Genomic DNA, 24,894 nt, shown 5'->3' with positions numbered 1-24,894 from the left:
GATGGTGGAATTTCGGAAGCGTCCGAAAGAGGGTATTCCGAAGGTCTTATCCACCCCGGCGGAATTTGCCGAGGCGGCCGCGCGGTTGCAAGCGGGTACTGGGCCCTTTGCCATCGATACCGAACGCGCCTCAGGTTACCGGTACGATGACCGCGCCTTTCTCATCCAGATTCGCCGTAACGGCGCCGGGACGATGCTTTTTGCTCCAGAAGGCCACCGCGCGGAGTTAACCCAGGTGCTGGCCCCGGTGCTCAATGGTCAGCACTGGATCATTCACGCCGCCCCCTCGGATCTCCCCTCTCTTGGGTGGCTCGGGCTTTTCCCCGGCACCCTTTTCGATACGGAATTAGCCGCCCGGTTTGCTGGCTTTCACCGCACCAATTTGGGCGCCATTATCGCGGAGCTTTTCGATGTCCAGTTAGAAAAGGGCCACGGCGACGATGACTGGTCCATCCCGCAGTTGAGTGAAGAAATGCGCGCTTATGCCGCGCTCGATGTCGAGCTCCTGCTGGAACTAGCTACGACGCTGCGCGATATCTTGGCCGAACAAGAAAAGCTGGAGTGGATGCTGGAGGAGTGCGCGGCAATCGTCGCCAAGCATGCACATGACGCCTCCCCACAGCCGGGCTCCTGGCGCGATATCAAGGGAGTATCGAGCTTAAAGAATGGGAAGCAGCGCGCCGCGGCGCAATCACTGTGGAACCTGCGCGATGATATTAGCCGGCGAACCGATACCGCGCCTGGGCGGGTACTGCCCAATAAGGTCCTGGTAGAGATTGCCCGGGTATTGCCCAGCACGCAGCCGCAGCTCACCCGCATCAAGGGGTTTCCGCGCCGGCGCAAAGGCGCCGCGCAGCGCTGGTTGCGGGCGGTGCAGCAGTCCCAGAAAATTCCACCGCGGGGGCGCCCGGGTGCGCTCCGTGAGGAAAGAACCGTTCCCTCCAAATCGGTGTGGTCCAGGGAGTATCCAGAACTGTGGGAGGAGTATCAGCAAATCCGCGCCGCCGTTGGGGACATCGCCGAAGAGCTCGGGCTACCATCGGAGCTACTACTGCGACCCGCTACCCTCCGCGCTGCCGTGTGGGCAGCCATTGGTGGGAGCGGAACCATCAGCCAACCGGACGACGTACCAGCTTTCCTAGAGCGCGAGGGCGCGCGGCCATGGCAGGTCAACCTCGTTGCCCCAGCATTGATCGCGAGCCTATTTTCCCAACCAGATTAAGCGGTGAGGTTTTCTACCCACTCGGTAATCGATGCGGCAATGAGCTCTGGGCTTAGGCCAAATTCTTCCAAAACCTCGCCGCGGGAACCGTGCTTGGGGAAGTAACCAGGAACGCCAAGGCGCCGCACCGGGGTATCCACCTCTGCGGCTCCGAGAGCCTCAGCAATCATGGACCCGATGCCGCCGCGAATGAGGCCGTCTTCTGCCGTCACCACCAGATCGTGATCTGCCGCCATAGCGATGACGGAGCTTGCCACTGGCGCGACCCATCGCGGGTCAATGACCGTGACGTTGAGCCCCTGCTTCTCCAGCTCTTGCGCGGCCTTAATGCTCCGTGCGGACATCGCACCGATAGAAACGATGAGGACCTCGGGGGTATCCTCACCGGCGTCGGCCTCGCCGTAGTAGAGGATATCGACGCCATCGGCAAGCGTATCCACGGCTTCCATATCGGGCAGCAAGTTTCCCTTGGGGAACCGGACGACTGAAGGCCCAGAATCAATGTCCAGAGATTCGTGGAAGAGCTCGCGCAGGCGCGCACCATCGCGCGGGGCAGCGATGTGCATGCCAGGGACAATGCTCATTAAGGACATATCCCAAATTCCGTTGTGGGAGGCGCCATCAGATCCCGTCACGCCCGCGCGGTCCAGCACGATGGTCACCGGCAGCTTGAGCAAGGCAATATCCATGATCACCTGATCCACAGCCCTATTCAGGAACGTGGAATACACAGCCACCACGGGGTGCATGCCGCCCAAAGCCAAACCAGAGGCAGAGGCCATCGCGTGCTGCTCGGCGATGCCCACATCAAAGAACCGCTCTGGGAAACGCTCCTGGAAGGGAGCCAGCCCCGTAGGACCCGCCATGGCTGCGGTGATTGCAACGATGTCATCGCGCTTTTCCGCCGCCGCGATCAATTCTTCAGAAAATGCGGCCGTCCACCCCGGCTGCTTGGTGCCCTTGGCAACGCCGGTTACTGGGTCGATGGCACCGGTCGAGTGCATCTGGTCCTTCGGCTCATTGACCGCAGGCGCAAACCCGTGGCCCTTTTCCGTGACCACATGCACGATAATGGGGCCCTCATAATCGCGGGCATAGGAAAGCGCATGCACCAAACCATCGATGTCATGGCCGTAGATGGGGCCAATATATTTAATGCCCAGCTCCGGGAAAATCTCCGTGGGCAAGACCGTGGACTTGACGCCTTCTTTCATGGCATGGAGCGCATCAAAGGCGCGCTCGCCTACCCACCCCATGGATTTTAAGCGGCGCTTGCCCTGCTCCATGAGCTCGTCGTAGCCATGCTGGGAACGAATGCGCCCCAGGTTTTCAGAAATGCCGCCGATCGTGGGCGAATAGCTGCGGCCGTTGTCATTGACCACGATGACCGCATTGCGCTTTTTATCTTCAGAGATATTATTGAGCGCTTCCCAGCACATGCCGCCGGTCAAGGCGCCATCGCCGACGATGCCGATGACATTGCGGTGGCCTTCCCCGCGAATCTTGAAGGCCTTAGAGAGTCCATCCACAGTCGATAGCGAGGCGGAAGCATGCGAGGATTCCGTCCAGTCATGCTCGGACTCACCGCGGTCCGTATAACCGGACAGGCCACCCTTTTGGCGCAGGGTATCGAATTGGGCCGTGCGGCCAGTCAACATTTTGTGCACATAAGACTGGTGGGAGGTATCGAAGATGATGGGCTCGCGCGGGGAATCAAAGACCCGGTGCAGCGCAATGGTCAATTCCACCACGCCCAAATTGGGCCCCAAGTGCCCACCAGTCACCGATACCTTATCGATGAGGCGCTGGCGAATATCCGCCGCAAGTTCCTCCAACTTATCTGCAGGCAGTGCCTTCAGGTCTTGCGGCGAGTTTATGGTATCCAAGATAGTCATGGAGCGGCCTTCAACTCCTTCTGTGCTTAGTTCTTCCTATCCACCGTACCCGTGGTCCGTATTTTCTTTTATATCGGCTCATTACTTCAGGCGAGGTATTTTCGCGTTAAACGGAACTCTGCGCCGGCTTATCTGCTTCCTTATCTGGGGTAATAAGAGCGATAATCTCAAAGTGATGGGTGCCAGGAAAGGCATTGATTAGCGCCATTTTCTCAGGCTTGTACCCAGCGCTGTGCCACAGGGATAGATCGCGGGCAAAGGTTGCGGGATCGCAGCCCACATGAACCACGGCCTGCGGCTTTGCCTCCGCCACGGCGCGGATAACCTGCTCGCCCGCCCCGGTTCGCGGCGGATCGAGCACCACGGCACCAGGTTGGGGCAATTGCGCAGCAACCTGTTCTACCTTCGCGGATTTGACTGCAATATCGATATCGCGCAGCCCCGGCTGCGTAGACGCCGTTGCCGCGGGCGAATAGTCCACGGAAATGACTTTTCCACCGGTGGCTTCTGATAGCGCGGGCGCGAATAGTCCGACGCCGCCGTACAAATCCCAGGCAATCTTCTGCTGGTAATTCCGGCCGGCCAGCCACTGCCCCGCCACAGCGCTATAAAGTTCCGGCGCCGCCACATGCGCTTGCCAAAAGGCCGTGGCAGGGAAGGAAAACTCGCGGCCATTGACGTATTCGACCACGGTGCCAGAGCCCTCGATGACCTCGCGAATGGTCTCCACGCGCCTGCCCCGCGGTGCCTTGCGCGTTTCCACCACATGCCGGTTACCCGCGCCATCGAGAACCGCGACGATTTCGGCCCCCGGGGTAAAACGCTGCGCGCCGTCGCCTACCAAACCATCAATAAGGCCATCTGCTAGTTGGGTACAACCGACAGAAGTCACCAGCTCATTCGAGCGGTACTTCCGCAATCCGGCGCGGCCTTGCTTGTCGATGCCCAACCTGACCCTCGTCCGCCAGCCCCGTACCGGCGGCAGGTCGTGTTGTTCAATAGTGAGGGACTCGAGCCCTTCTATGCCGCTACGGCGCAGCTGTTCGCGGAGAACGTCCATCTTGATGTCTAGTTCCGCTGCGGGATCCAACTCTGCAAAATCGCAGCACCCAGCACCAAGCTCCGCGGCGGGGCAACTACTGGGTACGCGCAGCTCACCCGCAGTCACGATGCTATCGAGTTCGCCCTTGATAAAGGACTTTTTCACCTTACCGGCGGTTGCGCGAACCGTGTCCCCCGGAAAAGCCCGGGGAACGAAGACGACGCGCCCGTCTGAGGCGTGGCCGATGCCAAGTCCACCATGGGCCATGCGGTCAATGGTGACCTCCAGGGTGTCTCCGCGAGATAGAGCGGACTCATTCATTTTCTGCCTCAAACTCTTGTGTACTGCGATCTGAACTTGTGACAAGCCCGGCATTTTCTGCCGCTTCTACCGCGGCATCTGCGCGGCGCACCATCCACACGGTCAATGCGGTCACCAATAGCGTCAAGGGCCAGCCCATGACGATCCTGGTAATGCCCAAGGCGGTCGTCTCCCCGGCATCATAAATCGCCCGCTGGATGATAAACCGCGCTAAGAAGATAACGGCCCACCCGGCGGTGGCAATGGAATAGGCCCTGCGCGCAAGCTTTACCTTCTGCCAGGCCATATCATCGCCGTTCAAGCCCTTCCAGATAACGCCAACGGCCGGCCACCGGAAGAGAATTGATAGCGACGCGGCGATAAACAGGGCCAGTGACATCCAAATGCCGTATAGGAAGTAGCCTTTGGCATCGCCGGTAAACCAGGCGATGGCGGCGCAAATGGCCACCCCGATAAGGCCAGAGATGGCCGGCTGAATGGTCTGTTTGCGAACGATGCGCCATATGGCGATCACTACCGCCACACCCAGCGCGGAGATCAGCGCTGGGGTGAGGCCATAAAGGCTATTAACTGGAATAAGGACGACAATGGGCAACGTGGCCGCGACGAGGCCGGGAAGGCCTCCCATTTGTTCCAACAAAGTTGGCTCAGTATCGCGGTCCTGGTCGTCGCTTAGCTGAGGAGCCTGCGGCTCCGGCAAAGAGTTACTCACGTAGCGTTCTGCTTTACTTACTTATCGGTATCGGGGTTAGACCCCTTGTCTTTGTCATGTGCGGGAGATTCATTGTCCCCCTTGGGTGGCTGCGCGCCCAAATCGCGCAGTTGCTGTTCGGCTTCCGCCTCAGCTGCGGGATCGGGGCCGCCTACCCCGTTTTCTGGGTGATCTTGGGCCGCCTGTCCCTGGGAATTTGCGCCTGATTGGTCCTGCTGACGCTTTTCCATGGCTTGTTTAACCTGCTCCACCAGCTGCTTGGGCATGATGACCGGCAGTGCATTGCCCGCCAAAATGGGATCTTCACCGCGGTAGACAAAGGTTCGCGATGCTACGTCGCGCGCGATCTGCGCTAAATCTTCTTCAAGGCCGGTAGGTGCTGCAAGAGTTAAGCGCAGCATCCACCGCGGGCCCTCGGCGCCAATGACGCGCAGTTGGCCGTTGTCATTTTTGCCAACGATTTCCAGCCCCCAAGGGCCTTGCTCCGTGGTGACGGATAGCCCATCGCGGCTCATGCCTTCCTTGATTTCGTCCACGGATTCAGCCCACTGGCCAGGCTTGCGTGGAGCTGCGAAGGCAACGGGAGTAATACGGCCCGCCTTGGTGACAATGTGCAGCATCTTCGGGCCTTGTTCGCCCATTTCTACCTGGACCTGGGAATCCTTGGGCAGCGGAATGCGCATCGAGCCAAGGTCAAGGATGCCGATGGAAGAATCAGAAAAGTCAAAGTCTTCGATATTGACGGAATCGCCATCGAAGGGGCCGGTTTCGCCATTTACGGCATCGTGGGCAAACTCCCTTGGCACCTGTCCCGAGGCTGCGGCGGCATCGGCAGCTGTATCTTTTACGGATGCAAAAGAATTCGAGTCAGCCGAAGCCGATCCTGCGGAATCTGCGGCAGGCTCTTGCGGCTGCGACTGCCGTGAGGCCTCCGGCTCTTCCTTCCGGTTGTCATCGTTTTTCTTTTTGCCAAATGGCCAAATACCCATGTGTTTAAACCTTTCTATACCCCGGTTGATCCGTAGCCGTCGGTACCGCGGTCGGTCTCATCCAAGTCTTCTACTTCGCTAAAATCCATTAGTTCTACACGCTGTACCACGAGTTGAGCGATGCGCATGCCGCGCTCGATCTCGATCGGGGTGTGGGAATCGTGGTTGATCAGGCACACCTTGATCTCCCCGCGGTAGTCAGCATCCACGGTACCCGGCGTATTGACAATAGACAGCCCGTGTTTAGCTGCTAGGCCAGACCTCGGATGGATTAAGCCCACGGTGCCCAGCGGCAAGGCCATGGCTATACCGGTGCCAACGAGGGCGCGTTCGCCAGGTTGGAGGGTAAGCGCCTCGGCAGCATAAAGATCGGCGCCGGCGTCACCCCGATGGGCCCGAAATGGCATCGGCAGCCCTTTATCGAGGCGCTTAATTTTGACGTGTCCTACTGGCGTTAGTTCCTGCGGTAGCGAATTCGAATCAGTCACTTAGCCAATCCTACCTGCCTCAGCCGGTTCATTCTGCGACTGGAGTGGACTAGACTGCCTAGACGTGTCTGATATTTCTGCTCCTCAACCCGCTGACCCGAAAGTGTTGTATCGCGAACGCCAATGGGTGCCGTGGTACTTCTGGATTTTTGCAGCAATCGTTGTGGCTTTAACCTCAGCTACGGCCGGACTCAACCGCTCTGTGTGGTGGACCATCATTCCCGCGGTCCTGCTCGGAGCCATCGCTATCTGGGTGCTCATCACGTGGTCTGGGACCGTTGTTCAAGTAGAGCAAGATGAAGATGGCACGCGGTGGCTGCTCGTCAAAGACGCACAGCTACCCAATGAGGTTGTCTCTCGTTCGATTACCGTTCCAAAGTCTGCGCGCCATAACGCACTGGGCCCGCAATTCGATCCGGCCGCATTCTTGGTCTCTCATGCCTGGATTGACGAGCACGCCATGATGGTCCTCAATGATCCGGAAGATGACACCCCATATTGGCTCATTGCCTCGAAAGATCCAGACCAACTGCTCCGCGCCTTCCTGCCAGAGCAGCACGCGTAAAATTCGTAGATTCTAGGGGTCGCTGCTTTTTAGAAGGCATCACCTGTGAGAGTGCCGTTGGTGTTTTCCGTGCTACTGCATCCCCCGAGCAAGCCCGCATGACAGCATTAAAGCAGACTTTCGGTCGCACCTTACGCGGGTTCTTGTACCGTCAGTGAAAAGTTGGACTAGGAAGAGATCACAATGGGTTTCGGAGGAGCTTTAGGCAGAACTCAAAAAGATGGGAAACCCTGGATACCTCCTTGGTGGTTTTCCTTTGTGCTACTGCCGCTAATGGTCATCGCTGAATTTTATGTCAGCCAAGTAACCGGTTGGCGGGGAGTGTCCTCATCCAACGTGGAAGGAGTCTCTTGGAGCGCAGTGAGCTCTGACGGCATCGTCCTTCACGTAGTGGGGTACATGGCTTTTTACCTCGTTCTAGTACTGCCCATCTTCTTGGTTCGTCGATACCTATGGGAGAAACGGCAAAAGCAAGGAAGCGAACCGGATGAAAAGGGCAAAGACGAACAGCCTTAGATATAGCTGGATAACTGAGGGGGCCTGCCCCCCCGAAAGTAGAGGCCCCGGGGAGTTAGCTCCCGCGCACATTAGGTGTCTGCTAAACAAGGAAAACTTCACACCCCGCCACGTTTGCCTGTGCAAACTGCGGCGGGGTGAATCTTTATTTGGGTTGTGCGCAGTAACGGCTAGCTAGGCCAATACTGGCTGTTTAGGCACAATCCTTACAGATGGGCATGCCATCTTCTTCGTGCGAATAACGCTTATTAGACTGGACCAAAAAGCAGGATCCGCAGGTAAATTCGTCTTCTTGACGGGGAACAACCTGTACGTTGAGCTCCTCGCCAGTGAGGTCAACTGATGGCGGTTGGAATGCTTCGACGATTTCGCCATCGTCATCCATGCCGTTGCTTTCGGGTTCAGCTGCTTTCAGTCCCTCTAAAGAGTCAGTTTCAAGTTCGTCTTCTGCACCGCGGCGCGGTGCGTCATAATCGGTGGCCATACTGCACGCCCCTATAAGTCGAGTTGCTTTAGGAATAGTTGTTTATCGATCGCGCATAGTAAAGGACAAACACCGATATGTCATCCCGCTGCTAAGAAATTCTTAGATCCTTCACCCCCACATCGCTTCCTTAGCGCCATGTGCTGCCAAAAGTTCCTCAAATGCGGGTGCCAAATTCACCCCCGCAGCCCAGGTTAATTCACCATCGGCGGACCCCTTGTCCAGCCCTGGATGGTGGACTTTAGCTCCTGCCTCGCGGGCGATGAGAGCACCGGCGGCAAAATCCCAAGCGTTAATGCCGTGCTCGAAATAGGCATCTACGCTCCCCTCGGCCACGCGGCACAAATCAAGGGCGGCTGCGCCGATGCGGCGGATATCGCGGACCTGCGGCAGCAACTTGGTCAGCAGTTCCGCCTGTTGCTTGCGCCGCTGTGCGCCATAGCCAAATCCCGTCGCAACCAAGGAAAGGGCGGGGTCATCTTGTTCACCGCACCGTAGCGAGGACCGCGTGCCATCCGCAGTGGTAACCGTGGCACCCTCGCCTGCCGCTGCGGAATACACCTGCCTCCGCGCCACATTGACCACTGCACCCGCTACCAGGCGGCCATCGTATTCCGCACCGATGGAGACCGCGTAGTCCGGAATGCCGTAAAGGAAATTGACCGTGCCGTCGATGGGGTCCACGATCCACCTGACCCCGGTCGTCCCGTCGAAGCTCGCACCTTCCTCACCTAATAAGCCATCGCCAGGGCGGCTTTCCTTAATCGTGCGCGTAATGAATTCCTCAGTGGCGGTGTCGACCTCCGTCACCGGGTCGACGGCGCTCGATTTCGTCTGAGTATGTGCCGCAATACCGTCGCCAGCAACCAAGTCCGCACGGCGCGCGCGAATAAGTTCAGCCACACGCAGTGCGGTAGATTTCGCAAAATCTCGCAACTGCAGAAAATCTATGTCATGATCCATGCCAACCATTGTGCCTTCTTCTACACTTGCGAGCATGACTACTCATACTGGCCACTCATTTGGCATCGATATCGGCGGCTCCGGCATTAAGGGCGCAGAAGTCGACCTCAAAAACGGTGAATTCGTGGGTCCGCGGCTAAAGATCCCTACCCCACAGCCGGCTACGCCACATGAGGTAGCCACGGTAGTGGCCCAAATTGTGCGCGAAAAAGAGTGGGACAAGCCCGTCGGCATCACCTTGCCCTCGGTAGTGTCGAACCACACGGTGCACTCCGCTGCCAATATCTCACCTGAGTGGATAGGCGTGGATACCACCGAGTTGTTTTCGCGTTATTTAGACGTTGATTTTGTGGTCTTAAATGATGCCGATGCCGCAGGACTTGCGGAAGTCGCGTATGGAAACGAGTTGGCCAAAACCGGGCCAGTCATCTTTTTGACGCTGGGAACCGGCATCGGATCGGCTTTCTTCCTCAACGGGCAGCTCTTCCCCAATACCGAGCTTGGCCACCTCACGGTGGAAACTAACGAAGCCGAGGCGATCGCGTCCTCCGCCGCCAAAGAACGCGAAGGACTGAAATACAAGGAGTGGGCGCCTCGGCTCAATCGAGTGCTGCAAGAATACGAGAAATTATTTAACCCGCAAGCATTCCTGATCGGGGGTGGCATATCTCGCAAATTCCACAAATGGGGACCCCACTTAACCATTGATACCCCCGTTATGCCTGCACAGTTGCAAAATCGTGCGGGTATTGTAGGTGCAGCGATGGCGGTATTAGAAGGCCTAGAGCCATAAAATCGCCGTTGCATTAACCCTATCTACCGGCATTGTGCAAAAATCGCCTATACTGGGCGGTCGATCCAAAATTGCATGGCTCTCGGGCGTGTCTGACCTGCATAAGGCCTACACCCGCTAGCATTTCTTAATGCTATAGCCACCCTGTGCGGGTGCGGTGAGCTATTCCCATCAAGTAGTAAGTCGAAAGGGCGTACGTGGCAGCCACTGATTCTTCAGACCAGGCACTCGGCGAGGACGATAAGTCTGTCGAGGCATCTACTCCTGCAAAGAAGACCGCCAAAAAGACGGCAAAGAAAACGGCGAAGAAAACCGCCAAGAAGACAGCTAAAAAGACGGCGAAAAAGACTGCCAAGAAAACGGCGAAGAAAACCGCCAAGAAGTCGGCGAAGAAATCAGCCAAGAAAGCTGTCAAGAAGACCGTGCGAGCCTCTGCGACGGAACCGCAAGACTCCCCTGCAAACTCCGCGGAGAAAGCGCCGTCGGAGGAGGCAGAGGACGCAGAGGATCAGCTCGATTCCGTTGAGCAAGATGCCCCTGCGGATGACGTCGACTTCGACCCAACTCATGAGGACATCGAAGAGGACGAATTCGATGCCCCCACTGACCTCGATGAAGACGATATTCAGGAAGAGTTGGGCGAAGAAGAAGACGAGGACGAAGTAGAAGATACGTCCTCTGTCTGGGATGAGGAAGAATCCGTCGCCCTGCGCCAGGCGCGCAAGGATGCACAGCTGACCGCCTCCGCCGACTCCGTGCGCGCGTACCTCAAGCAGATCGGTAAGGTTGCCTTGCTGAATGCTGAGCAGGAGGTCTCTTTGGCAAAGCGCATTGAGGCCGGCCTATACGCACAGCACCGCATGGACGAGATGGAAAAGGCTCGCGCGGAGGGCGATAAGGCTGCCAAGCTCTCCCCCATGGAAAAGCGCGATCTGCGCAGCATCGCTAGGGACGGACGAAAGGCTAAGAACCACCTGTTGGAGGCCAACCTTCGCCTTGTGGTCTCCTTGGCCAAGCGCTACACCGGCCGCGGCATGGCGTTCTTGGACCTTATCCAGGAAGGCAACTTGGGCCTTATCCGTGCGGTAGAAAAGTTCGACTACACCAAGGGCTACAAGTTCTCTACCTATGCCACGTGGTGGATCCGCCAGGCCATTACCCGCGCCATGGCAGACCAGGCCCGCACCATCCGCATCCCGGTACACATGGTGGAGGTCATCAACAAGCTGGGCCGCATCCAGCGCGAGCTGCTCCAGGACTTGGGCCGCGAGCCCACCCCACAGGAGCTCGCGAAGGAAATGGACATCACCGAAGAAAAGGTGATGGAGATTCAGCAGTATGCGCGTGAGCCCATCTCGCTGGACCAGACCATCGGTGATGAGGGCGATTCTCAGTTGGGTGACTTCATCGAGGACTCTGAGGCCGTCATCGCCGTCGATGCCGTGTCCTTCACCTTGCTGCAGGACCAGCTCCAGGACGTGCTGACCACGTTGTCCGAGCGCGAAGCTGGCGTCGTGCGCCTGCGCTTCGGGCTTACCGATGGCATGCCGCGCACTTTAGACGAGATCGGCCAGGTCTACGGCGTTACCCGCGAGCGCATCCGTCAGATCGAGTCCAAGACGATGTCGAAGCTGCGCCACCCCTCTCGTTCGCAGGTATTGCGCGATTACCTCGACTAGATAACTCGCCCGCCTCGCACAGCATTAAGGCCGCACCACGGTGGTGCGGCCTTTTATGTGCCTTTCCCTCCTGCGGGGCTGGCGTCGCGAAAGAAGCGCAGCGCCAGCAAGCCGGCCGACAGCCAACCGGCGATAAGGAGGCTTGCTACCACTTGCGCAAGTAGTTGATGCGCTCGCGCAATTGGTCCGCGCTACACAACGCGGTGGGCGGTCCGCCGCAGGCCTTGCGGACCTCGGTGTGGATGGCACCGTGCGGCCGGCCGGAGCTCTGCGCGGCAATGGAGACCACCGTGTTGAGCTCCTTGCGCAGCGCGCCGAGCTCATCCACCACGCCGGTATCCGCTGCGGCATCGGACTCTTGCTGCTTCGCGGCAGGCGCATGACCCATGCCGTAGATCTTGCGGCGGTGGGCCTCTTCTGCCTCAGCGGCCCGGCGCGCCTTTTCCTCGGCCTCACGGCGGTCCATTTCCTCGGATTGCTTCTTGCGCAGTAGGTCTTTGACCTGGTCGGCATCGAGGAGCCCGGGGATGCCGAGGAAATCGGCTTCCTCATCAGAGGTCATATCGCCGGTATTAAACTGCGAGCCGTTATAGAGCAGGCCAGAAAATTCGGCTTCGGCGCCTAAAGACTCGTAGGACTTTTCCAGCATGTCCGGTTCAGTCTTTTTCTGGTTTGCTTGCTCGAGTAGCTCGTCGTCCCAGCCTTCTTTCTCCGTCTTCTCTTTGCCTAAGACGTGGTCGCGGGATTTTTCCATGTGCTCGGCAAGGCCGAGTAGCACGGGGACAGAGGGAAGGAAGACCGAGGCGGTTTCGCCAGGCATGCGGGAGCGCACAAAGCGGCCGATTGCCTGGGCGAAGAACAAGGGGGTCGACGCGGACGTGGCGTAGACTCCGACCGCGAGGCGGGGCACGTCGACGCCCTCAGACACCATGCGTACGGCAACCATCCATTCATCGGTGGAGTCCGCAAATTCTTGAATGCGGTCCGAGGAACCTGGGTCATCGGACAAAATAACCGAGACTGGGGTATTGGAGAGTTGCTTGAGGATTTTCGCGTAGGCGCGGGCGGTGGTCGTATCGGAAGCGAGCACGAGCCCGCCGGCATCCGGCATATTGCGCCGCATCTGCATCAAGCGGGTATGCGCCGCCTGCAGCACGGCGGGGATCCATTCGCCCTTGGGGTCGAGCGCGGTGCGCCAGGCGCGCGCGGTTTGTTCCACGTTCATGATGTCACCCAGTCGCGCGGAGTGCTCTTCCCCGGCGGAGTCCCGCCAGCGCGCCTCGCCGGAGTAGGACAGGAAGACGACGGGGCGCACGACGCCATCGGCAAGCGCATCGCCGTAATCGTAAGTGTGGTCGGCGCGCGAGACCTTATGGCCTTCGCCGTCGTCCTCATAGCGCACAAAGGGGATAGGCGATTCATCGGAGCGAAACGGAGTACCGGTCAGCGCGAGGCGGTGGTTGACGTCGTCGTAGGCTTCCTTGACGCCATCGCCCCAGCTTTTGGCATCGCCGGCGTGGTGGATCTCGTCCAAGATCACCAAGGTGCGCCGCGCGGAGGCAACGGCGCGGTGCTTGAAGGGGTGCATGCCCACTTGGGCATAGGTCACCACGATGCCGTCCATGCTGGGGTTGACCGCAGAGGAGTTCGTGAAGGCAGGATCCAAGGCCAAGCCCACCCGCGCGGCGGCGGCAGACCACTGCGTCTTCAGGTGCTCGGTAGGCACCACGACGATGACGCGTTCTACCGTGCGGTCTTCCATAAGCTCCGTCGCGATGCGCAGAGCAAAGGTGGTTTTACCCGCACCTGGGGTCGCCACGGCCATAAAATCTTGTGGCTTGGTGGCGAGGAATTTATCGAGGGCTGATTGCTGCCACGCGCGGAGGTTCGTCTTCTTAAACGTCCTCACTTGCGGCGAAGACCCTTAAAAACGCGTTCGCAATCGGGGCAGACCGGCGAGCCCGGCTTTGCCTGTTTGGTTACCGGGAAGGACTCACCGCACAGGGCAACGACGTACTTGCCGTTGACCGCGGAATCGAGAATCTGATCCTTTTTGACGTAGTGGAAGAACTTCGGCGTGTCATTATCCGTCGTCGAAGTGTCTTCACGAATATCTGGCCGTTCAATTGTCTTCGTAGTCGTAGTCACGCACCCCATTTTGCCGCATCAGCATCGAACTTTGCGAGTCATGCGTCTACCCTTGGAGAACATGCACACTCTACGCACTCCAACGCCGGCTTTCCCGTCCCCTGTTGTAGGGTTACGCGCCGCGCTCCAGGGAGGTGCGTAATTTAAGTGTTTGGCAAAAAGGAACGTTTTCTCATCACGGATGCCAAGCTCTCGCCCGCACAAGATCGCAGGCGCCGGGAATTGTGGTACGGATTTTTCCAATTCCTGCGCGTGCCATCGCTGCTCATTGCCGGGGTCTTTTTGTACCTGCATTGGTGGTTGCTCGCGGCGATCATCGTGGGCGTGACTTTTCCTTTGCCGTGGATTGCCGTGGTCATTGGCAATAGCCGCGGTGAGAAGAAGGACAAGCGGGATAAAAATGTCTATAAACCCGCGATGAATCGTCAGCTATATTCGCAGTATCAGAACCAACAGATTTCCCGCGGTGGCTCCAAAGCAATCGAATCTCAGCATTCCGTTATTGACCATGACGATACTGCCTCCGATTAGGCGCATAACCCGCATGAATAGCACGACTGGAAAGGATCTTCTCCCAGCATGACGTCCTTTGGCCCTCATTTCGATGCCGCCGCGCTGCGCGATCTTGCCCCGGAGCTAGCGGAGGCTTTTTCGCAGGCCAGTTTTACTACCGATGGTTTAGCTGGGCATTTGGGTCCGGAGCTTACGGAGGCCCTCTACCGCGGTGAGCCTGCCGCGGTGGCGCGCGGCACCGCCGGTAATTCCCAGCTGGATACGCTCATCCGCTTCTTCCTGCTGCATGAGCATCAGCCGGCCACGCTGCTTGCCGATGCCCTCGGGGCCCGCCTTGCCGCCAAGCTCCTGGATGCCGGCGTGGCGCTTTCCGATGATCGCGGCAGCATCTACATGGCCCTCGATATCCGGCCCCATATCATCGTCGGCTCCAACCGCCTCGTCTTTTCCGATGTCGATGCCTCGCTGGTGGACCACGTCCCCGGCGCGGATCACGTCTTGGGCGTCGGGGCGGCAAGCCTCTCACTCTTGCAATCGACGCCGGTAAGCCCGGTATCAACGGTGCTCGATCTGGGCACCGGTTCGGGAGTGCAATTGTTGGGTCAGCTCGAGTGCGCGCGCAGCATTACGGCGACGGATGTCCACCGGCGCGCGCTTGATTTGGCCGGTGCCACCGTCGCTGCCTCAGGGACTAGTACAGAGGTAGAGCTAGTTGAGGGCTCGTGGTTCGAGCCCGTTGCGGGGCGCACCTTTGACCGCATCGTTGCCAATCCCCCATTCGTCGTTGGCCTTCCTGAGGTGGGCCATGTCTACCGCGATTCTGGCCTGAACTTGGATGGGGCTAGCGAATTGGTGGTATCCCAGGCAGTGGATCACCTCACCCCGGGCGGAACCGCGCATTTGCTCGCCGCCTGGGTGCATACCGGTGGGCAGACTTGGCAGCAGCGCGTGGCCTCGTGGCTGCCGGATAAGGGCGTGGCTGCCTGGATCATTCAGCGGGATGTCGCCGATCCTTCCCTCTACGTATCCACCTGGCTCAAGGACGAATCGCTTGATGTGCGCAGCGATGAGGGCAAGGCGCGCTCAAAGGCCTGGCTGGATCATTTCCACCACCACGATGTCACGGGAATCGGGTTTGGATTCGTCGCCATCCAAAAGATCGCCGAAGACGCGCCCTCCGATATCTTGGCCGAAGAAATGCCACAGCACTTTAGTGACCCATTGGGACCCGAGGTGGAGGAATACTTCGCCCGCGTGGCATGGCTGCGCGACTTGGTTCCTGGCGAGCTGGAGGGAAAGCACTTCCAGGTGCGCCCACAGGTGGCGAAGGAAGAAGTCAGCGTGGCCGATACCGATAATAAACAAGGATTTAGCCGGGCGGTTATCCGCTTGACGCGTACCGATGGGCCCCGGTGGAGCCACGAAGTTGATGAACACTTGGCAGCAATCGTAGCTGGCTTATCTCCCCATGGGCTCAACCTTGGAGAGACCGTTGGCCTGTATGCGGTGGCGCACGGCTTCGATGAGGCAGAACTGACCGCGGCCGCGCTTCCCGCCATCATCGATATGGTTCGCCACGGCCTGCTCATCCCCGCCGATCTGCTGCTCGAGGATGACGCTTCCCCGACTGCCCACACCGAATAGCACCGAACACCCAGGAAGGAAGATACAGGTATGCGCGCAGTACTAACCCGCGTATCCGAAGCAGCTGTCACCGTTGCGGGCGAGACCGTCGGCGCCATCGACTGCCCGGAGACGGGCGGGCTTTTAGCCCTCGTCGGTGTCTCCCGGGAGGATTTAGCCGATTGGAAACCGCGTGCAGAAAAGATGGCCCGCAAGATAGCGGAGCTGCGCATCCTAGACGGTGAAGTATCGGTTGCAGATGCCGGAGCCCCAGTCTTGGTGGTCAGCCAGTTCACGCTGTATGGCCGCACCGCCAAGGGGCGGCGCCCATCGTGGGCCGATGCTGCCCCGGGAGAAGAGGCCGAGCCGGTCATCGAGTACATCATCGAGCGCCTCCGCGAGCGCGCTATCGCGGTCGAATCAGGCCAATTCGGGGCTATGATGCGCGTGTCTTCCGTCAACGAAGGCCCATTTACGGTTTTGGTCGAGACCTAATTTCCTCTCCTGCATTTTCTCTTCATCCGGCGTCTACCTGCGCGAGCGCCCACTCACACCCAGAATTATCTATGAGCTAGATCGCACAATGGGCAACTTTGTTCAACAATGCATATCTCTGGGTGCCGCGCAAGCTTTTTCAGAGTGATAATTAACCTACCCGGAATACAATAAATTATTATCACGTGGCATCATCGCGGGCTTATACTTAACGTGTAACGAAGCGAATGGGCTGGATACAAGCTGAAAAAATAATTTCAGTCCCTTTCCCGCGCACGCTGGTGAGAGAAAATCTTTTCTCACTCCAGGGTGACAGGAGCCCTCAAGCTTCGGTCAACCCCATGCAGAGGAGGAAAGAAAATGTCCCACAAGCTCTTGCGCCACGGACAAGTCGAACACCCGGAACACGACGCGCAGATTCCGGAACAACTACCCGCAGAAGAAAAGCCACCCGCTGACGGCATAGAGACCCCATTTGCGGGCCAAGAAGGTGCTCCAGCGTGGAATAAGGAAGACACCGTATGGATGCTCTCCCTGTTCGGCACCGCCATTGGTGCCGGCGTGCTCTTCCTTCCCATCAACGCGGGCATCGGCGGCATCATCCCGCTTCTTATCATGACCGTCGTCGCCTTGCCGATGACCTACTGGGCCCACCGCGGCATGACCCGCTTGGTCCTCTCCAGCTCAAAGCCAGACGGCGATCTCACCGACGTCGTGGAAGAACACTTCGGCGTTAAAGCCGGCGTGTTGATGAATATCCTCTACTTCCTCTCCGTCTACCCCATCCTCTTGGTGTACTCGGTAACCATCACCAACACGGTGAACTCCTTCCTGGATCACCAGCTAGGTATCACCCCTCCAGATCGCTGGCTTACCTCGCTGGTTCTCGTCGGCGGCCTCATCCTCGTCGTGCGCATGGGTAAAAACGTGGTCGTCCACGTCATGTCCTACTTGGTCTACCCATTCATCGGCATCCTGGTACTACTCTCGCTATACCTCATCCCCAAGTGGAATACCGCACTCTTTGACAGCTTCGACCTCAGCGTCGCGCGCGAAGCCTCCGGCCACAGCATGGGCATTACCTTGATGCTCTTGGTCCCGGTCATGGTCTTCTCCTTTAACCATTCGCCCATGATTTCTTCCTTCGCCGTCGACCGCCGCCAAACCTACGGCAAGTACGCGGAATACAAGTCCCGCAAGATCTTGCTCCGCGCGGAAATCCTCATGGTCGTCGTCGTGATGTTCTTCGTCTTCTCCTGCGCGCTCAGCCTTTCTCCTGCAGATATGGCCGAGGCTAAGGAACAAAACATCACCATCTTGTCTTACCTGGCCAACCACTTTGACAACCCCCTCATCCAGTGGATTGCCCCCATCATCGCCATGATTGCCGTAGCCAAGTCTTTCTTGGGCCACTACCTCGGCGCTGCAGAAGGCTTCGAAGGCCTCCTAGTCAAAGGCAGCAAAAATGCCAATAAAGATGATGCAGAATCCAGCCACAAGCTCGACACCATCACGCTCGTCTTCATGCTGGTAACCGCATGGCTCGTCGCCTGGGCGGATCCTTCCATCCTCGGCATGATCGAGACCCTCTGCGGCCCGACCATCGCCATCATGCTGTTCCTTATCCCGATGATTGCCATCCACAAGGTCCCAGCACTCGCCCGCTTCAAGGGCAAAGCCTCCAACTACTTCGTCTTCATCATGGGCCTTGTTGCCCTGGCCACCATCATCTACTCCATCGTGCAGGCTTTCTAAGCAGCACTTGCCTCTCAGGATTTTCCAGGAGAAAACCATGTTCATCAGCATCTTCGATATGTTCAAGATCGGTATCGGCCCCTCAAGCTCACACACGCTTGGGCCAATGAAAGCCGGCAAGGCCTTCGTCGACGAACTCAAAGAAAAAGGCCTCATGGATAAGGTCACCCGCGTCCAGGCCAACGTCTACGGCTCCCTATCCTTGACCGGTGTGGGCCACTCCACCGATAAGGCCATCCTGTTGGGCCTGGCCGGCGAAGAACCAGAAACCGTCGATATCGACGGCATCTCCGCCTTCATGAAAGAGGTCAACCAGACCGAGACGCTGCTTCTCGGTGGCACGCACAAGGTGGGCTTCCCCAAAGACGGCGGATTCTACTTCCACGATGAATACCTGCCCATGCACGAAAACGGCATGTGCCTTATCGCCTTTGCCGGCGAGGAAGACATCCTGCACAAGACCTACTACTCGGTGGGCGGCGGGTTCATCGTCAAGCAAGAAGACTTCGCCATGCGCACCCAGGATTCCGTCGAGGTCCCATTCGCTTATTCCAGCGCGGAAGAACTACTGGCGCTGTGCGAAACCAATAATATGACGCTGCCTGAGCTCGGTCGGGCCAATGAAAGGGCGCTGCACAGCGATGAGGACATCGACGAGCACCTGCGCAAGGTCCGCGATGTCATGTACACCGGCATCAAGCGCGGCTCCACCACCGATGGCCCGCTCCCCGGTGCCCTGCTCGTACCGCGCCGCGCCGCCGCCCTGAAGCGCAGGCTGGAACAATCCGACCCACACGATGGCCTCAACATCTTGAGCTGGGTAAACATGTTTGCCCTGGCCATTTCGGAGGAAAATGCCGCCTGTGGCCGCGTCGTCACCGCGCCGACTAATGGCGCATGCGGCGTCGTGCCTGCGGTCCTGGCCTATTTCGATGAATTCGTCGAGCCAGTCACCCCGAGCATGTTCGCGGACTATATCTTCGCCTGCAACCACATTGCCGCGCTGTACAAGATGAACGCCTCCATTTCCGGTGCGGAAGTTGGCTGCCAAGGAGAAATTGGCGTCGCCTGCTCCATGGCAGCAGCCGGGCTGGCCCAACTGATGGGGGCGACACCGGAACAGGTGTGCGTGGCTGCCGAAATCGGTATGGAACACAAATTGGGCCTGACGTGTGACCCAGTCCTAGGCCAGGTGCAAGTCCCCTGCATCGAGCGCAACGCCGTAGCTGCGGTAGACGCCATTACCAGCGCACGCATGGCCCTGGACCGCGAAAGCAAGCCGTGTGTCAGCCTCGATGAGGTCATCTGGACCATGTACAACACCGGTAAGGACATCAACGCCAAATACCGGGAGACCTCACAGGGCGGCCTAGCCCTAGCGGTGCACCCGCCCATTCCGGTATGTGGTTAATGCCGGCAACCTAGGCTCCGGAAAGAGCGCCTTAAAAGGAGGCGAGTACTTGGGCACGGCCGGGTACTCGCCTTCTTTGTCGTTACTTTGTGGTACCTTATCAATAATCTGACAGGAATTATAAGGACATGCTTCAGCTGATGAATCTTTCTAGCAGCCATGCCCCCGAAGAAAACTTCCTCGAGCAGTACATACCACTCGTCGATTTCCTCGGTCAGGCCATGGGCCCCAACACCGAAATCGTGCTCCATGATCTCGATGTACCCGATAAATCCATCATCGCCATTGCCAATGGACACATCTCCGGCCGCGAACTAGGCGGCCCGGTCACAGACTTTGCGCTCTGGTTCATGAAACAGGGCGACGCCGCGGCCGTTCCTATGATGACCGGGTACCGCGCGGTCAATAGCGAGGGAAAAGTCTGCCGCTCCTCGAGCTATTTCCTGCGCGATACCACCGGCCATATGCGCGGCATGCTTTGTATCAATGTGGAATTATCCGAGCTTATCCAGATCCGCGATGCCGCTAACGCGTTGATAGGCGGTACCGAGCCGGCCATCGATAAGGCAAAGGCCTTCGGCGGCTACCCCGGCACCACCGCACCGCAGCGCACTCCCGCCCCGGAAGCGTCCGCGCAGAAAAAGCCGGAAGCGCCCTACAGCGAATCGCTGCGCTCCAACGTCGAGCACCTCTTGGACTCCATGCTGGATTCCGCGATTTCCACGCACTCCACCCCGGTCGAGTCGATGCAGCGCCACGAACGGCTAGAGGTCATCGCTTCCCTCGAGGATGCTGGCTTCTTCCTCCTCAAAGGCGGCATCGCCGCGGCGGCCACCCGGCTCGGCGTATCTGAGCCCACGGTCTATCGCTACCTCGTACAGGTCCGCGGCTAAGACCACCCCGCCACGTGGATGTAGCTGTTTTACTGCATCCACGTGGCGCCTGTGCTTGCCGACGCCCCCAAAAAGGTGGACCAAAGCGGCCGGCACGTCGCTGTTTTAAACATTTCGGGATGGGCGGGAACTAAATGCGTCCTCACACCGTTGTACTTTTTGAAACAGGCGACAATTTCAGGAGGCTGAAAAGATGACGAATCCATCTGCCAACACCGCCAATGGCACTTCGACTGCCACTACTGATGAGGAACAGGAAGTAGACCGCGGGTCTCGCCGCAATCAAACCAATGACAATCCCTCCGCGGACTTGGTACGCGTCTACCTCAACGGAATCGGTAAGACCGACCTGCTCAGCGCCGAGGACGAGGTTGAACTCGCGCAAACCATCGAGGTAGGCCTGTATGCAGAATACAAGCTCAATAATGCAGAGAAGCTGACGCGCGCAGAAAAGCGAGACCTGAAGATCTTGGCTCGCGAAGGCAAGAAGGCCCGCTCCCACCTGCTGGAGGCGAACCTTCGACTCGTAGTCTCCCTGGCCAAGCGCTACACCGGCCGCGGAATGCCACTATTGGACCTCATCCAGGAGGGCAACTTGGGCCTTATCCGCGCCATGGAAAAGTTCGATTACGCCAAGGGCTTTAAGTTCTCCACCTACGCGACGTGGTGGATCCGCCAGGCCATTACCCGCGGCATGGCCGACCAATCGCGCACCATCCGCCTGCCGGTCCACCTGGTGGAACAGGTCAATAAGCTTTCCCGCATCAAGCGTGAGATGTATCAGTCCTTGGGCCGCGAGGCGACCAATGAGGAACTGTCTGAGGAATCCGGCATTGATGAGAACAAGATCGAGATGCTGCTGCGCCAGTCCCGCGATCCCGTCTCGCTCGATATGCCCGTCGGCACCGACGAGGAAGCCCCATTGGGTGACTTCATCGAGGATGCTGAGGCCACCGATGCTGAGACCGCCGTCGTGGCCTCCATGCGCCACTCCGATATTCGCGGTGTCATCGATACGCTAGAAAAGCGCGAGCAGGACGTCATTCGCCTGCGCTACGGCTTGGATGACGGCGTGCCACGCACCCTCGACCAGATTGGTCGCCGGTTCGGGCTCTCCCGCGAACGCGTACGCCAAATCGAGCGTGAGGTCATGGCAAAGTTGCGCGATGGCAACCGCGCCGACCGCCTGCGCGAGTACGCACTGTAAAACTTTTCGCCTCCTGAACCTTATTTAATCGCGACCTCGACTGTGCCGCCGAGAATTTTTCCAGTGTACTTTCGAGGTCGCATTCTCTATGCAAGCGGCGAGTACGAACTCGTCTCCTTAAAATCTCTCCAGCAAACTTAGGGCAACTTAAGCTAGTCTGGATACAGAATGTAAAAAGCGCTGTCTGCTTTGCGCACGGCACGCATTACTGTTTTCAAAGAAAGGTATGCCCACGTGAGGGACCTCGTTGATACTACTGAGATGTACCTTCGGACCATTTATGAATTGGAAGAAGAAGGCATCACTCCCCTGCGCGCCCGGATTGCGGAACGCCTAGAGCAGTCCGGACCTACCGTATCCCAAACCGTTGCTCGCATGGAACGCGATGGCCTCCTCCACGTTCGTTCGGACAGGAGCTTGGATCTAACCGAAAAGGGACGCGAATTGGCTACGGCAGTGATGCGCAAGCACCGACTCGCGGAGCGTTTGCTTACTGATGTCCTCGGACTCGATATCAGCAAGGTCCACGATGAGGCCTGCCGCTGGGAGCACGTGATGAGCGAAGAGGTGGAAAAGCGCATGGTATCGGTCCTCGATGACCCTAGCCGCTCTCCTTTTGGCAACCCCATTCCGGCGCTGGCAGAACTGGGCTTCCAGGTCCCCGAGCCATCGATTGGGACGAGGGCTATCGATCTCCCCGATGGCGAAGAGAAGTCCGCAAAGATTATCCAGATTAACGAGATCCTGCAGGTGGATGAGGCCACATTCAGGGAACTCGCAGAGGCTGGCATCCGCATCGGTACCGAGGTCACCGTGGTCAATAATGGCGGCACGATTTCGCTTACCACTCCCTCGGGTAAGGTCATCACCTTGGCAGATGATCTCGCACACGCCGTGCGCGTGGAGGTCTAGGCCATGAAGCTTTTGGTTACTGGCGGTGCCGGCTATGTCGGCAGCGTGTGTTCCGCAGTCCTCGTAGAGCAGGGCCACGATGTCACCATCATCGATAACTTTTCCACGGGTAATAGGGATGCCGTGCCGCCCGCAGCCCGCGTGGTAGAAGGCGATGTGGCCGACAAGGCCGCAGAGGTACTGGGCGAAGGCGGCTTTGAGGGAGTCCTCCACTTCGCCGCCCGCTCGCTGGTCGGTGAATCCGTGGAAAAGCCGGACGAATATTGGCAGCACAACGTCGTGACCACGCTGCGCTTGCTCAACGCCATGCGGGATAACGATGTCAAAAGCCTCGTCTTTTCTTCCACCGCGGCCACCTATGGCGAGCCGGAGCAGGTCCCTATTACTGAGGACATGCCGACCCAGCCCACGAACCCCTATGGCGCTAGCAAATTAGCTATCGACTACATGATTACCTCTTTTGCACAGGCCTTTGGGCTCGCGGCAACGTCCCTGCGCTATTTCAACGTCGCCGGTGCCTGCGGCTCCATCGGCGAAAACCGCGAGGTTGAAACCCACCTCATCCCCATTGTCCTGCAGGTTGCTCTGGGGCACCGCGATAAGATTTTCATGTTTGGCACGGATTGGGATACCCCGGATGGCACGCCGGTGCGCGACTACATCCACATCCGCGATCTTGCCGATGCCCACGTGCTTGCCCTCCACAGCAATGCTCCCGGCACCCACCGGATCTATAACTTGGGTTCCGGCGAGGGATACTCCGTCAAGCAAGTCATCGAGATGTGCCGGAAAGTCACCGGCCACGAGATTCCGGCGGAGATCGCCCCGCGTCGTGCCGGAGACCCAGCCACGCTGATTGCATCCTCAGACAAGATCAAGCGGGAGCTGGACTGGAATCCCCAGCGCACTGACTTGGAAACCATCGTGACCGACGCGTGGAATTTCACGCGCCAGCTGGGCGACCGGGCGCATTCGGCGCGGCGCTAAAGCGCGGGGCTACACAAAGCCATCGGCATCAATCCCCGCTGCTTCCCGCGCCGCGTCGCAACCACGGCTTAGGCTGGTAATGAGGCGTTCCCCCATTCCGCTGCGATAGGCCTGAGCGATGAGCTGGCTTAAATTGTGGCCCGGTGCCTCATCGATGGCGACGGTCAGCGCCGGACCGGCGTAAAGCCCGAATTTCTGCGCCACCTGGGTCGCTGCAAACAGCGCCAAGGCGTTATAGCGGATGGTGCCGCCAAAGGTGCGCGCCGTGGCTAGGAGCAAGGTACCGGCCGCGTGCGGGGATTCGACGAGGTCTCGGATGACCAAGTCGCGCATCCACGTCGTTGACATCCACATTGCCCCCACGCAGAGTAATTCTTCGTTATCCAGGGTCTCTTCCAAGGTTTCTAACTCGCTTAATACATACTGCACATCTGCAATGAGGTGCTGGACCACCCGGGTTGGATCCGTCGTGCCATACCCGTGGCCGGCACGCATTTGCCGGGACAATTCCTCGGCGCAGCGCTGCATGGACACGATTTCTTCTTGCCCAAAGTACGGGTTGTGCGGGGCAAATTGCTGGACCAGCTCATCGCGGGAAAGCTCCGGCAAGGTACCGTTTTCTACGCAGGCGCGCATGGAAGAGCTGGTGGAAATAGCGGGAATGGTTCCTTCGGTCCAAGCGTGCATAGGGCCCTTGCCATTGCCGGTGCTAAAGCCGAATACGAGGTCGTAGGCAGTGGACGTAGCGATTTCTTCCACAAGCCAGCAGGCATCGATTCCGGTGCCCTTGTCATCTTCGAAGTGGTAGAGCGCCTCGATCATCTCCCAGAGCTCTACTTCCTCGCGCTGGGAGATGATAAAGCCGAGGACGACTTCCGGATTACCGCAATGAAAGGCGCTCATGATCTCTGGGAGGGCGTCGGGGACATCGGACAGGTCTATGCGTGCAACTGGCCCCATGGTGCGGCCTGCTGGGGTTGGTTCGATGGAGATGAGGACAATGGATTCTGCTGGGAAGAATCCAAGGATTCCTGGAATATTGGCAAGGATATCGCCGGGTGTACGGATGGGCTGTTGTGGTGTTGTGATCTTCATGACTCCTAGCTTCGGGGCCTGCGGCAAGTACCGAAAGCCCACAACAGGCAGAGGTCCGAAATCTGTGGATAAGGTGGGTGGAAGGGGGCATCGGCAAGCAGTTATGCACAGGCCCACCGCACCGGGCCTAGCGCAGGTTGCTTCGTTAGGGCATAATGGGTTATTTAACTACTCCGCGAACACTGA

Annotated in this window: 24 protein-coding genes; 14 read left to right on the top strand and 10 right to left on the bottom strand. The window is 58.5% G+C overall.

Going from position 1 to position 24,894, the window contains the following annotated elements; translation table 11 throughout:
* Position 1 precedes the first annotated feature (1 nt).
* Positions 2 to 1,222, top strand: a complete 1,221-nt coding sequence (locus tag ACP8KU_RS04800; RefSeq protein ID WP_484484079.1) for an HRDC domain-containing protein — start codon at positions 2 to 4, stop codon at positions 1,220 to 1,222.
* Here ACP8KU_RS04800 and dxs read toward each other — a convergent pair.
* From dxs to dut, 5 genes are all read right to left on the bottom strand, one after another.
* Positions 1,219 to 3,117 (bottom strand): 1-deoxy-D-xylulose-5-phosphate synthase, encoded by a 1,899-nt coding sequence (gene dxs, locus ACP8KU_RS04795; protein WP_484484078.1) that lies wholly within the window; start codon positions 3,115 to 3,117, stop codon positions 1,219 to 1,221. The genes ACP8KU_RS04800 and dxs overlap by 4 nt on opposite strands.
* 106 nt (positions 3,118 to 3,223) lie before the next feature.
* Positions 3,224 to 4,480, bottom strand: coding sequence for a class I SAM-dependent RNA methyltransferase (locus ACP8KU_RS04790; RefSeq protein WP_484484077.1), 1,257 nt, complete (start codon positions 4,478 to 4,480; stop codon positions 3,224 to 3,226).
* Positions 4,473 to 5,180, bottom strand: a complete 708-nt coding sequence (locus tag ACP8KU_RS04785; protein WP_484484153.1) for a DUF3159 domain-containing protein — start codon at positions 5,178 to 5,180, stop codon at positions 4,473 to 4,475. Before ACP8KU_RS04785 ends, ACP8KU_RS04790 begins: the two co-directional genes overlap by 8 nt.
* A 29-nt stretch (positions 5,181 to 5,209) precedes the next feature.
* Positions 5,210 to 6,181, bottom strand: coding sequence for a DUF3710 domain-containing protein (locus ACP8KU_RS04780; RefSeq protein ID WP_484484076.1), 972 nt, complete (start codon positions 6,179 to 6,181; stop codon positions 5,210 to 5,212).
* A 14-nt stretch (positions 6,182 to 6,195) separates the two neighbouring features.
* Entirely contained in the window at positions 6,196 to 6,669 is a 474-nt protein-coding gene (gene dut / locus ACP8KU_RS04775) for a dUTP diphosphatase (protein ID WP_484484075.1), read from the bottom strand.
* 103 nt (positions 6,670 to 6,772) lie between these two features.
* Between dut and ACP8KU_RS04770 the strand changes: the two genes are divergently transcribed.
* Together ACP8KU_RS04770 and ACP8KU_RS04765 are read left to right on the top strand one after the other, a co-directional pair.
* The gene (locus tag ACP8KU_RS04770) at positions 6,773 to 7,234 is read left to right on the top strand and encodes a DUF3093 domain-containing protein (protein ID WP_005278947.1); all 462 of its coding nucleotides are present in this window, start codon (positions 6,773 to 6,775) and stop codon (positions 7,232 to 7,234) included.
* 273 nt (positions 7,235 to 7,507) lie between these two features.
* Positions 7,508 to 7,750, top strand: coding sequence for a cell division protein FtsW (locus tag ACP8KU_RS04765; protein WP_126319186.1), 243 nt, complete (start codon positions 7,508 to 7,510; stop codon positions 7,748 to 7,750).
* Positions 7,751 to 7,943: 193 nt separating this feature from the next.
* Here the strand turns inward: ACP8KU_RS04765 and ACP8KU_RS04760 are convergent, their stop codons facing one another.
* Both ACP8KU_RS04760 and ACP8KU_RS04755 read right to left on the bottom strand, forming a co-directional pair.
* Complete coding sequence (locus tag ACP8KU_RS04760; RefSeq protein WP_005278945.1) at positions 7,944 to 8,234, bottom strand: DUF4193 domain-containing protein; 291 nt, start codon at positions 8,232 to 8,234, stop codon at positions 7,944 to 7,946.
* A gap of 111 nt (positions 8,235 to 8,345) precedes the next feature.
* A complete protein-coding gene (locus ACP8KU_RS04755; RefSeq protein WP_484484074.1) occupies positions 8,346 to 9,233 on the bottom strand; it encodes an inositol monophosphatase family protein in 888 nt (295 codons plus the stop codon).
* Here ACP8KU_RS04755 and ppgK point away from each other — a divergent pair.
* Together ppgK and ACP8KU_RS04745 are read left to right on the top strand one after the other, a co-directional pair.
* The gene (gene ppgK, locus ACP8KU_RS04750; RefSeq protein ID WP_484484073.1) at positions 9,232 to 9,990 is read left to right on the top strand and encodes a polyphosphate--glucose phosphotransferase; all 759 of its coding nucleotides are present in this window, start codon (positions 9,232 to 9,234) and stop codon (positions 9,988 to 9,990) included. The two genes, ACP8KU_RS04755 and ppgK, sit on opposite strands and share 2 nt — an antisense overlap.
* Positions 9,991 to 10,187: 197 nt before the next feature.
* Complete coding sequence (locus ACP8KU_RS04745) at positions 10,188 to 11,669, top strand: RNA polymerase sigma factor (protein ID WP_023030627.1); 1,482 nt, start codon at positions 10,188 to 10,190, stop codon at positions 11,667 to 11,669.
* A 145-nt stretch (positions 11,670 to 11,814) separates the two neighbouring features.
* On the opposite strand, the gene ACP8KU_RS04740 is transcribed toward ACP8KU_RS04745, so the two are convergent.
* Together ACP8KU_RS04740 and ACP8KU_RS04735 are read right to left on the bottom strand one after the other, a co-directional pair.
* Positions 11,815 to 13,578, bottom strand: a complete 1,764-nt coding sequence (locus tag ACP8KU_RS04740) for a DEAD/DEAH box helicase (protein WP_005278941.1) — start codon at positions 13,576 to 13,578, stop codon at positions 11,815 to 11,817.
* The gene (locus ACP8KU_RS04735; RefSeq protein ID WP_484484072.1) at positions 13,575 to 13,826 is read right to left on the bottom strand and encodes a DUF3039 domain-containing protein; all 252 of its coding nucleotides are present in this window, start codon (positions 13,824 to 13,826) and stop codon (positions 13,575 to 13,577) included. The genes ACP8KU_RS04740 and ACP8KU_RS04735 overlap by 4 nt, the downstream gene beginning before the upstream one ends.
* Positions 13,827 to 13,964: 138 nt before the next feature.
* Between ACP8KU_RS04735 and ACP8KU_RS04730 the strand changes: the two genes are divergently transcribed.
* From ACP8KU_RS04730 to galE, 9 genes are all read left to right on the top strand, one after another.
* Positions 13,965 to 14,348, top strand: coding sequence for a DUF3099 domain-containing protein (locus tag ACP8KU_RS04730; protein ID WP_023028868.1), 384 nt, complete (start codon positions 13,965 to 13,967; stop codon positions 14,346 to 14,348).
* A 48-nt stretch (positions 14,349 to 14,396) separates the two neighbouring features.
* Complete coding sequence (locus ACP8KU_RS04725; RefSeq protein ID WP_484484071.1) at positions 14,397 to 15,974, top strand: DUF7782 domain-containing protein; 1,578 nt, start codon at positions 14,397 to 14,399, stop codon at positions 15,972 to 15,974.
* Between the two features lie 30 nt (positions 15,975 to 16,004).
* Positions 16,005 to 16,448 carry a D-aminoacyl-tRNA deacylase gene (gene dtd / locus ACP8KU_RS04720; RefSeq protein ID WP_023028870.1) on the top strand — a complete coding sequence of 148 codons (444 nt, stop codon included), beginning with the start codon at positions 16,005 to 16,007 and terminating at the stop codon, positions 16,446 to 16,448.
* Between the two features lie 360 nt (positions 16,449 to 16,808).
* Positions 16,809 to 18,203, top strand: coding sequence for an SLC5/6 family protein (locus ACP8KU_RS04715; RefSeq protein WP_005278931.1), 1,395 nt, complete (start codon positions 16,809 to 16,811; stop codon positions 18,201 to 18,203).
* 37 nt (positions 18,204 to 18,240) lie between these two features.
* A complete protein-coding gene (locus ACP8KU_RS04710; RefSeq protein ID WP_484484070.1) occupies positions 18,241 to 19,614 on the top strand; it encodes an L-serine ammonia-lyase in 1,374 nt (457 codons plus the stop codon).
* A gap of 128 nt (positions 19,615 to 19,742) precedes the next feature.
* Complete coding sequence (locus ACP8KU_RS04705) at positions 19,743 to 20,507, top strand: helix-turn-helix transcriptional regulator (protein ID WP_431831871.1); 765 nt, start codon at positions 19,743 to 19,745, stop codon at positions 20,505 to 20,507.
* A 193-nt stretch (positions 20,508 to 20,700) separates the two neighbouring features.
* A complete protein-coding gene (locus ACP8KU_RS04700; protein WP_005278926.1) occupies positions 20,701 to 21,714 on the top strand; it encodes a sigma-70 family RNA polymerase sigma factor in 1,014 nt (337 codons plus the stop codon).
* A 234-nt stretch (positions 21,715 to 21,948) separates the two neighbouring features.
* Positions 21,949 to 22,626 (top strand): metal-dependent transcriptional regulator, encoded by a 678-nt coding sequence (locus ACP8KU_RS04695; protein ID WP_023017369.1) that lies wholly within the window; start codon positions 21,949 to 21,951, stop codon positions 22,624 to 22,626.
* A gap of 3 nt (positions 22,627 to 22,629) precedes the next feature.
* A complete protein-coding gene (gene galE / locus ACP8KU_RS04690) occupies positions 22,630 to 23,613 on the top strand; it encodes a UDP-glucose 4-epimerase GalE (RefSeq protein WP_484484069.1) in 984 nt (327 codons plus the stop codon).
* Positions 23,614 to 23,622: 9 nt separating this feature from the next.
* Here galE and ACP8KU_RS04685 read toward each other — a convergent pair whose 3' ends face one another.
* Positions 23,623 to 24,708: a DUF4192 domain-containing protein gene (locus ACP8KU_RS04685; protein WP_484484068.1), complete on the bottom strand. Its 1,086-nt coding sequence runs from the start codon at positions 24,706 to 24,708 to the stop codon at positions 23,623 to 23,625.
* Between the last annotated feature and the right edge of the window lie 186 nt (positions 24,709 to 24,894).

The organism is Corynebacterium sp. LaCa_282, from assembly GCF_057198125.1.
Note: the sequence above shows the minus strand (reverse complement) of the source record. Positions and strands in the feature narration are given on the sequence as shown.

What these genes read in the sequence shown, in the direction of transcription:
- galE (WP_484484069.1), top strand. Translation starts at nt 22,630, where the DNA reads ATGAAGCTTTTGGTTACTGGCGGTGCCGGCTATGTCGGCAGCGTGTGT.
- ACP8KU_RS04780 (WP_484484076.1), bottom strand. Translation starts at nt 6,181, where the DNA reads ATGGGTATTTGGCCATTTGGCAAAAAGAAAAACGATGACAACCGGAAG.
- ACP8KU_RS04710 (WP_484484070.1), top strand. Translation starts at nt 18,241, where the DNA reads ATGTTCATCAGCATCTTCGATATGTTCAAGATCGGTATCGGCCCCTCA.
- ACP8KU_RS04765 (WP_126319186.1), top strand. Translation starts at nt 7,508, where the DNA reads ATGGTCATCGCTGAATTTTATGTCAGCCAAGTAACCGGTTGGCGGGGA.
- ACP8KU_RS04760 (WP_005278945.1), bottom strand. Translation starts at nt 8,234, where the DNA reads ATGGCCACCGATTATGACGCACCGCGCCGCGGTGCAGAAGACGAACTT.
- ppgK (WP_484484073.1), top strand. Translation starts at nt 9,232, where the DNA reads ATGACTACTCATACTGGCCACTCATTTGGCATCGATATCGGCGGCTCC.
- ACP8KU_RS04705 (WP_431831871.1), top strand. Translation starts at nt 19,743, where the DNA reads ATGCTTCAGCTGATGAATCTTTCTAGCAGCCATGCCCCCGAAGAAAAC.
- ACP8KU_RS04755 (WP_484484074.1), bottom strand. Translation starts at nt 9,233, where the DNA reads ATGCTCGCAAGTGTAGAAGAAGGCACAATGGTTGGCATGGATCATGAC.
- ACP8KU_RS04725 (WP_484484071.1), top strand. Translation starts at nt 14,397, where the DNA reads ATGACGTCCTTTGGCCCTCATTTCGATGCCGCCGCGCTGCGCGATCTT.
- ACP8KU_RS04715 (WP_005278931.1), top strand. Translation starts at nt 16,809, where the DNA reads ATGTCCCACAAGCTCTTGCGCCACGGACAAGTCGAACACCCGGAACAC.
- ACP8KU_RS04735 (WP_484484072.1), bottom strand. Translation starts at nt 13,826, where the DNA reads ATGGGGTGCGTGACTACGACTACGAAGACAATTGAACGGCCAGATATT.
- ACP8KU_RS04800 (WP_484484079.1), top strand. Translation starts at nt 2, where the DNA reads ATGGTGGAATTTCGGAAGCGTCCGAAAGAGGGTATTCCGAAGGTCTTA.
- dxs (WP_484484078.1), bottom strand. Translation starts at nt 3,117, where the DNA reads ATGACTATCTTGGATACCATAAACTCGCCGCAAGACCTGAAGGCACTG.
- ACP8KU_RS04700 (WP_005278926.1), top strand. Translation starts at nt 20,701, where the DNA reads ATGACGAATCCATCTGCCAACACCGCCAATGGCACTTCGACTGCCACT.
- ACP8KU_RS04790 (WP_484484077.1), bottom strand. Translation starts at nt 4,480, where the DNA reads ATGAATGAGTCCGCTCTATCTCGCGGAGACACCCTGGAGGTCACCATT.
- dtd (WP_023028870.1), top strand. Translation starts at nt 16,005, where the DNA reads ATGCGCGCAGTACTAACCCGCGTATCCGAAGCAGCTGTCACCGTTGCG.
- ACP8KU_RS04685 (WP_484484068.1), bottom strand. Translation starts at nt 24,708, where the DNA reads ATGAAGATCACAACACCACAACAGCCCATCCGTACACCCGGCGATATC.